Origin of the sequence: Cryobacterium sp. Y11, from assembly GCF_002929535.1 — a bacterium.
Classification (GTDB): Bacteria; Actinomycetota; Actinomycetes; order Actinomycetales; family Microbacteriaceae; genus Cryobacterium.
Map to the genome: position 1 here is coordinate 64,535 of NZ_PJJO01000059.1, position 13,441 is coordinate 77,975.

The window sequence follows — 13,441 nt, forward strand, 5'->3', positions numbered from 1 at the left end:
GCACTGATGGCGAAAAGAACCGGACTCGGCCGCGGTATTGGCGCACTCATTCCGATTCACGAAGACTCCTCGGCTCCCAGGCCGGTCGATGTGTTCTTTCCGCGTGCTGTCCCGACTGAAGCGGATGCCTCCCCCGCGTTGGTGTCCGACGTTTCGCTAACGCGTGGAGCACATCTCGCGCACCTGAACCCGCACGACATCGTGCCTAATCGTGCCCAACCTCGCACCATTTTCGACGAAGATGATCTCGCCGAGCTCGTGCACAGCATTCGTGAAGTCGGCGTGCTTCAGCCGATTGTCGTGCGCCCGCTCAGCGATGAGCCCGGCAAGTATGAACTCGTCATGGGCGAGCGTCGGCTGCGTGCGACCAAGGAGGTCGGACTAGACAGCATCCCGGCCGTCGTTCGCGAGACCGCCGATGTCGACATGCTCCGCGATGCACTGCTCGAGAACCTGCACCGCGCGCAGCTGAACCCGCTTGAGGAGGCTTCGGCTTATCAGCAGCTTTTGGCCGATTTCGGGATCACGCAGGAAGAACTGGCGATGCGAATCGGTCGGTCTCGCCCGCAGATCACGAACACGCTGCGGCTGCTTAAGCTGCCGGAGCCGGTGCAATTGCGCGTTGCTGCCGGGGTGCTTTCGGCCGGTCACGCCCGGGCAATTCTGTCCGTTGGCGATGAGGCTGGCATGCTGCGCCTAGCCGACAAAATTGTTGAAGAAGATCTTTCTGTGCGGGCAGCGGAGGCTGCGGCAACGTTGGTTCCGAAACCGGTGAAGGCGAAGCCACTTCCTGGCCGACGCCAGGGACACCTCGACGAGATCGCCGAGCACCTCGGGGATCGGCTCGACACTCGGGTGAAGGTCAATCTCGGGGCGAGAAAAGGCCAGATCACAGTTGATTTCGCAACCATCGGTGATCTGAACCGCATTCTCATCCTGCTCGGAGAACCGGCTTTTAGCGCGAGCTAGATCAGGCCGTCTTGCCCTCGCGTTTCATGTGAAACACCCCGCCCGTGGTGGAGGTGTTTTTCGTGAGTTACCTCGAGATTCTCGATCTGTTTCACGTGAAACCTCTCCCGAGTGTCGGCCGTGTTTCACGTGGAACATCCCCGCAACGTTCCGGAGAGCGTGCCGGTGCACACTTCCTGCAGGCACCGTGCCGCCGGTGCACGGCGATCTCGGCAAGCTCGATCAGCGGTGGTTGCGTAACCAGGCGGCTGGCTCACCCGCACGGCGATCCTAGGTCGGCTCTGTCGACCTGTCACCCTCGGGTGCCTGCGGGAGAGCGTGTAGCCTCGTTGTTTCACGTGAAACAACGCGAACTGTTGCCAACGCCCAGGTTGCGCGCGGGAGCTGCTGCCACAATGTTTCACGTGAAGCGCAGACGACCATCGCCCTCCCCGCGGCGATCTGCGGGACAGCCCATGCCGCTGGTCGAGCTTGCCGAGACCGCCATCGCCCTCCCGCGAGCAGCGGGCAGGAGACGCTGTCCCAATGTTTCACGTGAAACGTAGACGCCCATCGCTATCCCGACGGAGGCCTGCGGGGCTCGCCATTCCGCTGGTCGAGCTTGCTGAGACCGCCATCGCCCTCCCGCGGGCAGCGGGCGGAAGACGCTGTCCCAATGTTTCACGTGAAACGTAGACGCCGATCGCTATCCCGACGGAGGCCTACGGGGCTCGCTATTCCGCTGGTCGAGCTTGCCGAGACCGCCATCGCCCTCCCGCTGACTATCTGCAGAACCGGCTGCCGCGATGTTTCACGTGAAACGTAGACGCCCATCGCTATCCCGACGGAGGCCCACGGGGCTCACCATTCCGCTGGTCGAGCTTGCCGAGACCGCCATCGCCCTCCCGCTGACTATCTGCAGAACCGGCTGCCGCGATGTTTCACGTGAAACGTAGACGCCCATCGCTATCCCGACGGAGGCCCACGGGGCTCACCATTCCGCTGGTCGAGCTTGCCGAGACCGCCATCGCCCTCCCGCTGACTATCTGCAGAACCGGCTGCCGCGATGTTTCACGTGAAACGTAGACGCCCATCGCTATCCCGACGGAGGCCCACGGGGCTCACCATTCCGCTGGTCGAGCTTGCCGAGACCGCCATCGCCCTCCCGCTGACTATCTGCAGAACCGGCTGCCGCGATGTTTCACGTGAAACGTAGACGCCCATCGCTATCCCGACGGAGGCCCACGGGGCTCACCATTCCGCTGGTCGAGCTTGCCGAGACCGCCATCGCCCTCCCGCTGACTATCTGCAGAACCGGCTGCCGCGATGTTTCACGTGAAACGTGGCTATTGCGTGACGAGAGCGTTCGTGGCCAGAGCGGAGTAGATAGCTCCGAGGGTGTGGCTCGCGGCCTCGATGGCCTGGGGAACCAAAGACGTTTCCGTCAGTCCGGGCAGTACATTGGCCTCGAGGAACCACGGCGTGCCTGCCGCGTCGACAATAAGGTCGACGCGGCTGATGTGACGCAGCCCGAGTAGCCCGTGAATAGCCACGGCCGTCGCGGCGACGGTCGACGAGATGTCTTCGGAGAGGCGAGCAGGGGTATAAAAGTTCGTCTCCCCGGCGTTGTAGCGTGCTTCGAAGCTGTACACACCGTCAACAGGGACGATTTCTACGATCGGCAGGGCCATCGGGCCGTCCCCGGTGTCGAGTACGGCCACGGTCACCTCGGTGCCATCGATGTGCGCCTCCACCAGGGCGGTGTCGGCGTAGGTGTAGGCGTCCACCATCGCGCGCGGCAGATCGGCAGGGGTGCGCACGATCGTGACGCCTTGCGATGACCCACCCTGGGCTGGCTTGACCACGAGAGGCAGCCCGATTGCGCTAATTAGGTGTTCGAGCACACTCGTGGCGCCGAGATCGCGAAACGTCTCGGTCGAGAGTGCGATCGCTGGGGGAGTGGCGAAGCCGGCGCGCAGTACGAGTTCCTTCGCGGTGGGCTTATTCCACGCCAGTGCGGCCGCCGGTCCGCGTGACCCGAGGAACGGAATACCCGTGGTGGCCAGCAGTGAGAGCAGTGCTCCGTCTTCGCCGGTGGCGCCGTGCAGGGTAGGCCAGATGAGATCGGGCGCCGTATCGCGCAGGGTGGTGAGCAGGTTCGCGCCGGGGTCGAGTACGGTGACCTTGTGACCGGCGTCGGTGAGGGCATCCGCTACCCGTCGGCCGGAGCGTAGTGACACATCACGTTCGTGGGAGATGCCGCCGGCCAGCACAATGATGTTAAGTGCGGTGAATTCGCTCATGATCAGGTATATTTCCTAGCTCAGTATGGGTAGTTAGGCGAATTTAGGAGATATTGGCGGGCGGGCCGCCGAAGCGCTGGTTCTGGGCTCCTGGGCGATCGGGGGCGGCACCGAGCGAGCCAGTACCGGCGAAGGTGTCGAGCAAATCGAGCTCGCCGCGAATCACGGTTGCGAGACGTCGGATGCCCACCCGAATATTATCCGGCGTGGGATAGCAGAAGGCGAGGCGCATGTTCTGGCGACCATCACCGTCGGCGTAGAACGCCGTGCCTGGCGTGTAGGCCACGAGTTCCTTGACCGCGCGGGGCAGCATGGCCTTGGAATCGAGCCGCTCTGGCAGACTCACCCAGACGTAGAATCCTCCCGTGGGATTGGTCCAGGTCAGGTCGGGCAGGTACTCAGTGAGGGCAGAGAGCATGGCGTTCTTGCGCTCGTGATAGACGCCGCGGAAGGTGTTGATTTGCCCCTTCCAATCGGCCGTGGAGAGATATTCCGAGATGACCATTTGGGTGAAGGAGCTGGGGGAGAGCACTGCCGCTTCGTTGGCGAGCACAAGTTTCTCGCGGATCGCGTGCGGGGCGAGTGCCCAGCCCACCCGAAAACCGGGGGCGAGGGTCTTGGAGAAGGTGCCCAAGTAGACGACACCGTCGCGCTCGAGCGAGCGGATGGCATCCGGGGCTGGCTTATCAAAGTAGAGCAGGCCGTACGGGTTGTCCTCGAGAACCAGAATATTGTTCGAGCGGCAGATTTCGAGAATCTCCAGGCGGCGTTCCCAACTGAGGGTCACGCCGGCCGGGTTGTGAAAACTCGGAATCGTGTAGAGAAACTTAATCGTGCGCCCGGCCGCCTTCAGCGTAGCAATGTGCTCGCGCAGCGCTTGCGGGATGAGGCCGTTCTCGTCCATGGGCACATGGTCGACTTCGGCCTGGTATGACTTGAAGATCACCATCGCGGTGACGTAGCTGGGGCCCTCAGAAATAACAACATCGCCGGGGTCCAAAAATAACTTACTGACCAGTTCGAGGGCGTGTTGGGAGCCGGTGGTGACGACCACGTCGTCGGCGTTCGCCTTGATTCCCTCGAGCGCCATAACGTCGAGAATCTGCTCACGGAGCAAGGGAACTCCCTGACCAGAGCCATATTGCAGGGCTGTGGCCCCCTTCTCGCGCATGACGCGATCCATGGCGTTGATGACGAGATCCTGCGGCAGGGCTGCAACGTATGGCATGCCGCCGGCGAGCGAAACCACCTCGGGGCGTGAGGCGACGGCAAAGAGGGCACGCACCTCGGAGGCCTTCAGACCCGCGGCCCGTTCGGCGTAGTGGTGGTACCACGGGTCGAGGTTGTTTCCGGCCTGCGCAGTACCGGTCTTGGTCTGCTTGGTACTGGCGTCAGTGGAACCCTGATTTGTCACGTCACATCCGTTCTGCTGTTCACTTCATCGTATGGGGTGGCGCCAGGTACGAAAAAACCCACCCGGTCGAAACCGGGCGGGTTGTCTCGTGCCTGTATGGATTAGACCAGGTAGTCGGCCAGGTCCTTTTCCAGCTGGGGCTTCGGCTTGGCGCCGATGACGGTCTTGACGACCTCACCCTTCTGGAAGACCTTCATCGCGGGGATGGAGGTGATCTGGTACTTGGCGGCCAGGGCCGGGTGCTCGTCGACGTTGAGCTTGACGATGTCGAGCTTGTCGGAGTTCTCGGAGGCGATCTGGTCGAGGATCGGGCTGACGGCGCGGCAGGGGCCACACCACTCGGCCCAGAAGTCCACCAGAACGGTCTTCTCGTTGTTGATGACTTCTTGTTCGAAGTTGGCTTCGGTGACGGATCGTGCGGTCATATTGTTCTCCTTAATTAACGGATGCGAGTTCGGTGTCGCCGGCTTGTGCCAGCAAGTCTCGGGGAAGGGTGCTGAGGTAGTGCTCGGCGTCGAGGGCGGCCGCGCAGCCGGAGCCGGCGGCGGTGATGGCCTGGCGGTAGCTGGAATCAATGACATCGCCGGCGGCGAACACGCCGGCCTGGCTGGTCAGTGACGACCGGCCGGCGACGGCAATGGTGCCCTCGGGGGTGAGGTCGAGCTGCTTGTGCACGAGGTGCGTGCGCGGGTCGTTGCCGATCGCCACGAACACGCCGCCGACCGGGAGGCTGGTCTCGGTTCCGGAGACGGTATCGCGCAGGGTGAGGCCGTCAACGGCCTCGGTACCGGTGATACCGACGACCTCGGAGTTCCAGATGAACTCGATCTTGTCGTTGGCGAAGGCGCGCTCCTGCATGATCTTCGAGGCTCGCAGCTCACCCTTGCGGTGGATGACGTGCACCTTAGAGGCGAACCGGGTGAGGAACGTTGCTTCTTCCATGGCCGAGTCGCCGCCACCGATGACGGCGATCTCCTTGCCCTTGAAAAAGAAACCGTCGCAGGTGGCACACCAGGACACGCCGCGGCCTGACAGGCGCTCTTCGTCGCTGAGGCCGAGCTTGCGATATGCCGACCCGGTGGCGAAAATAACGGCGAGTGCCTGTTCGACGTCACCGTTGCCGAGGGCGACCGTCTTGATCGGGCCGGACAGATCGATCGATTCGACGTCGTCATAGACGACCTCTGTGCCGAACCGTTCGGCCTGTTCCTGCATCTTGGTCATGAGGTCTGGGCCCTGGACACCCTCCGGAAAACCGGGAAAATTCTCTACGTCGGTGGTGTTCATCAATTCGCCGCCGGCCTCAACAGAACTGGCGATCAGTAGTGGCTTGAGGTTGGCCCTTGCGGCATAGATCGCCGCGGTGTAACCGGCCGGCCCTGAACCGATGATGATAATCTGACGCACGCGCACACTCCTTGCAATGGGGCAAGACGGGCAATAACCAGCCTCACGTTTCGATACAACACATCCTAAGCGGATGCTATTCCAAGCCCTCCCAGCTTGAGCGGCGCCGCTCAAGCCCGTGGTTCACCCGGTGAAATGGGGGCGGCGCTCAGACGGGCGCTGTGGCTCCCGCTGGCTATCCGGGTATTCAGCGGTGCAAGCGCGCCCGCAAGGGTGTGAGGAACGCTGTGAGCTCTGCGCTGCGCATGAGCAGCAGCAGGCCGAAGTAGGCGGCGGTCATGACTAGGCCGATCAGGAGCATAGACACCATGGCGGTGAACCGCGAAGCGACGGCGAAGTCGTCAGTGCTGGCGACGCCGAGGGTGCCGAGCACGGTGAGGCCCAGGCCGACTGGAATGATCGCAGCGACGAGATATTTCACGAGGCTACGCAGGATGCGACGCCCGTCGATGCCGCCCAGTCGGCGTCGCAGCAAGGTCGCGGCCAGAATGGCTTGCAGGGTGCCGGTCATGGTGATCGACGCGGCGATGCCGACCGCGATCGTGTCGGTGGGCAGGAACGAGCAGGCCAGCACGGCGCCGATCAGTAGAACGACCTGAAACAGGGTGAAAAAGAACGGCGTGCGGGTGTCACCGATGGCGTAGAACGTGCGCTGCAACACGAACAGCACGCAGAACGGTACCAGTCCCACTATGAAGGCCAGGATGACGTTGCCGACGGCCGGCACCTGGTCGAAGGGAACGAAGACCGCGGCGAACGGATAGGCACAGACCGCGATGACGGCTGCCGCGAGCACGATCAAAAGTGACGTTCCCCGAATCGCGCTGGAGGCATCCGCTTTCAGTAGTGCCCAATTCCCGAGCGAGGCGTGCTCACTCATGCGGGTGAAGTAGGCCGTCGCAACCGACACGGTGATCACGGAGTGCGGCAGCATGAAGATCAGCCACGCCGTCGCGAGCACCGCAACGGATGCCTTACCGTGCGCGAGCGTGACAACCTGCGTTTCGACGATGCCGGCGAAGGTCGTCAGGAGCAGCATTCCGAAGGTCCAGCTCGCCAACTTGCCTGCGGTTCCCAGGCCAACGCCGCGAAAGTGAAAGTCGGGGCGAAAGCGCAGGCCGATACGCTTCCAGAAATAAAACAACACGACGGCCTGCACGATGACACCGAGGGTGGCGCTGCCGCCGAGAATGGCCACCATGGCTGCTGTGATATCGGCGGCCGACCGATCACCAGCTGGGTCGGGACTGAACAGGGCCGCAAAGACGACGAGGCCGATGATGGCGACGACGTTGTTCAGTACGGGCACCCAGGTGAACGGCCCGAAAGATTTTCGAGCATTGAGCACCTCGCCGAGCAGCGTGTAGAGCCCATAGAAGAACATTTGCGGCAAGCACCAGTAAGCGAACGCTACGGCGAGTGCCTTCTGGTTTTCGGGAAGGTTTAGTCCGATGAACCCGGTTATCACCGGCGCCAACAGCGTAGCCGCGAGGGTCGCCGTGAAAAGAATGACCAATGCCAGGGTCAGCAGCTTGTTGATGTAGGCCGTGCCGCCATCTGCGTGCACGGTGGCTCGAACAATTTGCGGCACCAGAACGGCGGTCAGGATGCCACCGGCCACGATCGTATAGATCGTGTTGGGCAGTTGATTGGCGATCGAGAACGTGTCGGCGGTGGCGCCGACCGCGCCGATGATGGCGGTCAAAACGATGACTTTCACAAAGCCAAGAATGCGCGACACGATCGTGCCCGAGGCCAGAAAGGCGCTGGCCCGGCCGATACCGCCTGGCTTGTCGCTGCCCGGCCCCGCGATGGCGTCAGACATGCGGTTCCGTCGGGTGTGTCGTTTTAGAAACGAATGCCGCTGCGGGTACCTCGGCCGCGTTCTCGCGGCGTCGACGCACAATATTGCGCCAGATGCCGAATCCGAAGAACCCGACGACCAGAATGGCGAAAATGCTCGCGCCAAGGCCCTCCCAATCAGCGCGCACGCTGACGTCGATCGGAGCTGGCTGGCCCAGTGGCGTGCCCGTCAGGGTGAACAGGGTGACCCGCAGAACGACGTCGCCATTACCGACGGCAGCGCTCAGCGGCACAGACACCGCCTGAGCGGAGTTGGGCTGAATTGTGGTCGCGAGGGTATCGCCGACAACGAGGCGCCCGTTGGATGGCACAACCTCCGTGCGCACGGTGACGGTCTGATCCAGTGCGTTGGTGAGGGTGATGCGTAGGTCGACGTTGCTGCCGACCACGACAATTGGTCCGCGTGTGGTCACGGTCACGGCGTGCAGGAGATCGACGGAGGTGGCCAAACTGGTTGCCACCTGCTCCTGCCAGAGAGACGATTGTGACGTCCACGAGGTGGAAAACAGGGCGAGCAGACCAAGACGCTGCGGGGCGGTGATCAGCACGGGGTCGGCGAGGATCGTTGCAAAATCAGTGACGGCAGCCTCATTATCAAGAAGTGAGCGTGCGGCGGCGACCCGGCTGGCCGCGATCGACTCGTCGTCGAAGGTCACCGTTGGCGCCGGCGTAGCGGTCAGGGCTGACTGCAGGAGGGCGGTGTTTGCCCAGGCCAGCCCATCGAGGGCAGCCATCGTCTGCCCGACCCGGCTAGTGCTGGTGGTACGGCTTCGGTCGAAGGTGACGAGCAGGGTGCGTGCCGAATCGGGGTTCTCGGCCGACACGATGGCCAGCAACGATGCCGCCTCCGCCATGCTGGCACGCCAGTCCTCGTCACTGGCAGCCTCCGCGGCGGTGCGAATGGCCCTCGACAGGGCCGAATCACTGACCAGGCCGAGCCCGGTCGGCAACGTGAGCGCCGTGTTCGGGGTGAAGGCGTCGGACTGCTGCACATTGCCGCTCGAGAGGATGGTCGTGGTCTGGCCGCTCGCGGCAAACACGTCGAGATCGCTGCTGGCAACGTTGCCAGCCGCCGGCCAGGCGATTTCTGTGCTCGTGTATTCCCAGGCGAGCAGGTCGCTCGTTGTGGGAATCACCGTTTCGCCCGGCGAAACCGTGGGAGAAGGGGTTGGGGTGGCGGAGGCTTGGGAAGATGTGTGGGACGTGACGCTGGGCATATCCGTGACACTCGGCTCCGCCCCGGGCGCCTCTGCGGGTACGACGAACAAACTGGGGTCAATCGCCGGGTCGAACGAGGTCGGTGTCAGCACTGCCGTGGCGCCGGCCTGCGCCTGCAGCGAGATGTCGGCATCCGCGTAGGCGAGCGGAAAAATGTCGTTGCTCGCTGTGGCCAAGCGATCCAGCCAGGCCAGAGCCGAGACGGGCGCCGCGGTGCCGAGCACGCGAATGGATGCGATGATCTGCGGGTCGATGGCGATTGTCAGTGACGGCGCATTAAAGACGGAATCCAATTGGCTGGTCAGCAGGCCCACCGAGCTGGTGTACGACTCGAGTTCCTTCGCGGTGATCAGGCCTGTCGCGCCAGCAGGCACCGTGATGGGCATGATCGACGCCACCGCGACGGGAGTGGGGACGCTGCCCTGGGACCAGACAAAAGTGCCGCGTCCCTCGGCGCGCACCGTTTCCCCGATCCGCAGAACGGCAGCGACGCCGCGCGCTCCCCATGCGTTCTGCTCGGTCAATCCAACGGATGCGGCGGGGACGGTGATCGACAGGCTGGTGCTTGCTCCCACCGGGATGATCTCCGTGGTCGGCAGGCTGAGCAGCAGGTCGCCCGAGTTCGAGTCTTTATCGGGTCGCAACCAGGAATCGAGTGCGGTTCGCGTGGTCAGGGCCAGCCCGGCGAGGTAGATATCGACGGTGCCAACCGGTACAGCGGCATCCGTGTTGTTATGCAGGGTCAGGGTCAGCGCCAAGTCTTGACCGGGGGTCAGCACGGACGACGTGCTCGGCGTCACGGTGATTCCGACTGAATCCGGCGGAGTCGTCGCGGTGCGCGTGGTCTCGCGCTGGGCGGCCTGGGCGGCGGTCGGTGCCAATGAGGGGAACAGGATCAGCGACGCGAGGGTGAAGAAAGCCACGAAAAAAGCCGCAACCGGGCGCATCCGTTGACGACGATGTGTGCGCGGCGCCGGGCGCACGGCAGTGCGTTCGGCAACCGAGAGCGCGGGCCGATGCGCAGAATCTGACTCGGCCACCATAGGGGGATTCTACGGCGTGCCAGCTGGTAGCCGCCGCCTGCGCGTCTTTGTGCGGCGATCTGACAACTAATATGGAGCATATGCAGAGCGTCGCGGCAGCCCTCGCGCGACTGGGGGACTTGGCTGCCACTCCCACCGTGTCCCGCTTGGCGAACGCATTTGCGGCGGCCGGCCATGAGCTAGCCCTGGTGGGCGGTCCGGTGCGTGACGCCTTTCTCAATCGAACGCTGCATGACCTGGATTTCACCACGGACGCCACACCGGACCAGATTCTCGCGCTCGTCAAGCCGCTCTCCGAAGCGCAGTGGGACATCGGCCGGGCCTACGGCACGATCGGCGCGAGCCTCGCCGGCGAAACAGTGGAGATCACCACCTATCGGGCCGACAGCTACGACAAAACGACCCGCAAGCCCGACGTGGTGTTTGGTACGAGCCTCGAACCCGACCTGCTGCGTCGCGACTTCACGGTCAATGCCATGGCCCTGCGCTTGCCGCAACTGACCCTGGTCGACCCGGCCGGGGGCATCGACGACCTTTTAGCCCAGCGCCTCCGCACCCCGAGCACCCCGGAGGTGTCGTTTGGCGACGATCCATTACGGATGCTGCGCGCTGCCCGGTTCACCGGTCAGCTCGGTTTCACGCTGGATTTGGACACCGCACTGGCCATGGAAAAGATGCGGGAGAGCATCCGTATTGTCTCGGCGGAACGCATCGGAGACGAACTTTCAAAACTGCTCGTCTCGGCAGACCCGCGCGCCGGCATCGAGGTGCTCATGGAATCGGGGCTGGCCGAGATCGTGCTGCCCGAGATTCCCGGCCTGCGGCTGGAGATCGACGAACACCACCACCACAAAGACGTCTACCAGCACACCCTGACCGTGCTGGAGCAGGCGATGGGCTACGAGAAATCGCGTGGCAATCTAGAGGCCCCCGACCTGATCGTGCGCCTGGCCGCGCTGCTGCACGACATCGGCAAGCCCGCCACCCGCAAGCTCGAACCCGGCGGGGTCGTCAGCTTCTACCACCACGACGTGGTCGGCGCCAAGCTCGCCAAAAAGCGATTGCGGGCCCTGCGCTTTGACAACGACACCATTAACGCGGTGTCCCGGCTGATTGAGTTGCACCTGCGATTCTTCGGTTACACCGAGGGTGCCTGGACCGACTCCGCCGTTCGTCGCTACGTGCGCGATGCCGGTGACCAGCTGGAGCGGCTGCATATCCTCACCCGTGCCGATGTCACGACGCGCAACCGGCGCAAGGCCGATCGGCTCGGCTTCGCCTATGACGACTTAGAACAGCGCATTGCCACCCTGAACGAGCAGGAAGAGCTCGGTGCCGTGCGCCCAGCTCTCGACGGGGAGCAGATTATGGCCATCCTCGGCCTGCTGCCGGGGCGCGAGGTCGGCGAGGCCTATCGTTACCTGCTCGAGCAGCGGCTCGACGATGGACCGCTCAGCGAGGAGGAAGCCACCCGCCGGTTGCTGGAATGGTGGGCGGGGCGTGGCCAATAGAAGCAGTCTTCGCCAGCGCAGCTTTCGTAGGCGCAGCGCGATCACCGGGTATTCCTTGCTCGCGCCGAGTCTGTTCGGCGTGGTCTGTTTTCTCCTGCTCCCGGTGCTCGTTGTGCTGTGGCTCAGCTTTCAGAGCTGGGACCTGATTGGCCCGATTGACTATGTCGGCCTCGACAACTACCGTTCCGTTCTCACCGACGGAGTTTTCGGTAATTCTCTGCTGGTTACCTTGATTTTCGTGGCACTCGTGGTGCCCATTCAGACCCTGATCGGGCTCGGTGCTGCCACGCTGCTCACTCGCGGATTGCCAGGCTCTGCCTGGTTTCGTACCATTTACGTGTTGCCGTGGATTGGCGCCCCCCTGGCCTTGGGTGTTGTCTGGAAGTGGATTCTTGCCCCCACCGACGGTGCCCTGAATACCCTGCTCGGCCAGCGCGTGGAGTGGCTGAGCGATCCGGCCCTGGCCCTACCGGCTGTGGCCGCCGTCGTAATCTGGACCAACGTGGGCTACGTCACGCTGTTCTTTATGGCTGGGCTGCTCAACATTCCCGCGCAGATTCTCGAGGCGGCCCGCATCGACGGAGCTGGAGCGCTGAAGATGTTCTGGTTCATCAAGCTGCCACTGCTTCGTCCAACCATGTTCTTCGTGCTCGTGACAACGGTCATTTCGGCCTTTCAGGTCTTCGACCAGGTGTACGCGCTCACCCAGGGTGGCCCTGCCCGATCAACGGATGTCGTCGCCGCCCGCATCTACTACGAAGCCTTCGACGCCTTCGACCTCGGCCGCGCCGCCGTTATGGCGATCGTTTTGCTGGTCGTTCTGGTGGTCATCACCCTGGCCCAGCAGCTGTATTTTCGCCGGAGGGTCACCTATGAAATGGACTAAATTCTTTTCAACGGGCGCCGTCTATCTGGTGCTGATACTCGGCGCGTTATTCACCCTTGGGCCGTTTCTGTTGAGCATTTTGACCGCGTTCAAGACCCGCGAGCAGTTCGCCCAGCAGTCGGTGCTGAGCTGGCCTGACCCGTTCACCCTGGAAAATTTTGCGCTGCTACTGAACGGCCCTGCACAATTTGGCCGCGCCATTCTGATCACGATGTTGGCAGCCGTGCTCATTCTGGTCGGGCAACTCATCTGCTCGATCCTGGCCGCATACGCCTTTGCCCGGGTCGATTTTCCGGGCCGTGAGGTGTTTTTCTGGGTGTATTTGTCAACCCTGATGATTCCGCCGGTCGTGCTCGTCGTGCCGCTCTACCTGATGATGACCGAGGCTGGCTTGCGCAACTCGTTCTGGAGCCTCGTGCTGCCGTTTGCGTTCGCATCGCCGTACGCAATCTTTCTTCTGCGCGAATACTTTCGTGGTATTCCCCAAGAACTCATCGACGCTGCCCGACTCGACGGTGCGAATACCCTCGACGTTTTGGTTGAAATTGTCGTTCCGCTGTCGCGCCCGATCATCGCAACCCTGACCGTGATCACCATCGTCAGTCACTGGAACAGTTTCATGTGGCCGCTCGTGGTCGCCTCCGGCACCGAGTGGCGGGTCGTGACCGTGGCCACGGCGAGCCTGCAGAGTCAGTTCAACGGCAACTGGACCCTCGTAATGGCGGCCACGACCCTGGCACTGGTTCCGCTGCTCGTTTTGTTCCTGTTGTTCCAGCGCAGCTTCGTGCGGTCGATCACCATCGCGGGATCTGCGTAGGCTAGGCCATCGACGTGCAGTTCAATCCGTT

Annotated in this window: 10 protein-coding genes; 4 read left to right on the forward strand and 6 right to left on the reverse strand. The window is 63.1% G+C overall.

The window, feature by feature from the left end:
- The first annotated feature begins 6 nt into the window (after nt 1–6).
- Entirely contained in the window at nt 7–969 is a 963-nt protein-coding gene (locus CXY75_RS13765) for a ParB/RepB/Spo0J family partition protein (protein WP_199182470.1), read from the forward strand.
- 1,325 nt (nt 970–2,294) lie between these two features.
- Here CXY75_RS13765 and CXY75_RS13770 read toward each other — a convergent pair.
- The 6 genes from CXY75_RS13770 to CXY75_RS19530 all read right to left on the reverse strand — a co-directional run bounded on the left by CXY75_RS13770 (nt 2,295) and on the right by CXY75_RS19530 (nt 10,196).
- Nucleotides 2,295–3,251: a D-alanine--D-alanine ligase gene (locus CXY75_RS13770; protein WP_104083392.1), complete on the reverse strand. Its 957-nt coding sequence runs from the start codon at nt 3,249–3,251 to the stop codon at nt 2,295–2,297.
- A gap of 43 nt (nt 3,252–3,294) precedes the next feature.
- Nucleotides 3,295–4,665 carry a PLP-dependent aminotransferase family protein gene (locus CXY75_RS13775; protein WP_104083393.1) on the reverse strand — a complete coding sequence of 457 codons (1,371 nt, stop codon included), beginning with the start codon at nt 4,663–4,665 and terminating at the stop codon, nt 3,295–3,297.
- A gap of 101 nt (nt 4,666–4,766) precedes the next feature.
- On the reverse strand, nt 4,767–5,090 hold the full coding sequence (gene trxA, locus CXY75_RS13780) for a thioredoxin (RefSeq protein ID WP_104083394.1): 324 nt from the start codon (nt 5,088–5,090) through the stop codon (nt 4,767–4,769).
- Between the two features lie 10 nt (nt 5,091–5,100).
- Nucleotides 5,101–6,072, reverse strand: coding sequence for a thioredoxin-disulfide reductase (trxB, locus tag CXY75_RS13785; protein ID WP_104083578.1), 972 nt, complete (start codon nt 6,070–6,072; stop codon nt 5,101–5,103).
- Nucleotides 6,073–6,259: 187 nt separating this feature from the next.
- Nucleotides 6,260–7,897 (reverse strand): murein biosynthesis integral membrane protein MurJ, encoded by a 1,638-nt coding sequence (gene murJ / locus CXY75_RS13790; RefSeq protein WP_104083395.1) that lies wholly within the window; start codon nt 7,895–7,897, stop codon nt 6,260–6,262.
- Nucleotides 7,890–10,196, reverse strand: coding sequence for a DUF6049 family protein (locus CXY75_RS19530; protein ID WP_146069478.1), 2,307 nt, complete (start codon nt 10,194–10,196; stop codon nt 7,890–7,892). Before CXY75_RS19530 ends, murJ begins: the two co-directional genes overlap by 8 nt.
- Before the next feature lie 80 nt (nt 10,197–10,276).
- Between CXY75_RS19530 and CXY75_RS13805 the strand changes: the two genes are divergently transcribed.
- Genes CXY75_RS13805 through CXY75_RS13815 form a run of 3 tightly spaced genes read left to right on the forward strand, consistent with a single transcriptional unit; the run spans nt 10,277 to nt 13,410 of the window.
- Nucleotides 10,277–11,707, forward strand: a complete 1,431-nt coding sequence (locus CXY75_RS13805) for a CCA tRNA nucleotidyltransferase (RefSeq protein ID WP_104083579.1) — start codon at nt 10,277–10,279, stop codon at nt 11,705–11,707.
- Nucleotides 11,697–12,593 carry a carbohydrate ABC transporter permease gene (locus tag CXY75_RS13810; RefSeq protein ID WP_233201913.1) on the forward strand — a complete coding sequence of 299 codons (897 nt, stop codon included), beginning with the start codon at nt 11,697–11,699 and terminating at the stop codon, nt 12,591–12,593. The genes CXY75_RS13805 and CXY75_RS13810 overlap by 11 nt, the downstream gene beginning before the upstream one ends.
- Complete coding sequence (locus tag CXY75_RS13815; protein WP_104083399.1) at nt 12,580–13,410, forward strand: carbohydrate ABC transporter permease; 831 nt, start codon at nt 12,580–12,582, stop codon at nt 13,408–13,410. The genes CXY75_RS13810 and CXY75_RS13815 overlap by 14 nt, the downstream gene beginning before the upstream one ends.
- Nucleotides 13,411–13,441: the final 31 nt, after the last annotated feature.

Excerpts from the sequence above, each read along its gene's own strand:
- murJ (WP_104083395.1), bottom strand. The coding sequence starts at position 7,897 with ATGTCTGACGCCATCGCGGGGCCGGGCAGCGACAAGCCAGGCGGTATC.
- CXY75_RS13805 (WP_104083579.1), top strand. The coding sequence starts at position 10,277 with ATGCAGAGCGTCGCGGCAGCCCTCGCGCGACTGGGGGACTTGGCTGCC.
- trxA (WP_104083394.1), bottom strand. The coding sequence starts at position 5,090 with ATGACCGCACGATCCGTCACCGAAGCCAACTTCGAACAAGAAGTCATC.
- CXY75_RS13765 (WP_199182470.1), top strand. The coding sequence starts at position 7 with ATGGCGAAAAGAACCGGACTCGGCCGCGGTATTGGCGCACTCATTCCG.
- CXY75_RS13770 (WP_104083392.1), bottom strand. The coding sequence starts at position 3,251 with ATGAGCGAATTCACCGCACTTAACATCATTGTGCTGGCCGGCGGCATC.
- CXY75_RS13815 (WP_104083399.1), top strand. The coding sequence starts at position 12,580 with ATGAAATGGACTAAATTCTTTTCAACGGGCGCCGTCTATCTGGTGCTG.
- CXY75_RS19530 (WP_146069478.1), bottom strand. The coding sequence starts at position 10,196 with ATGGTGGCCGAGTCAGATTCTGCGCATCGGCCCGCGCTCTCGGTTGCC.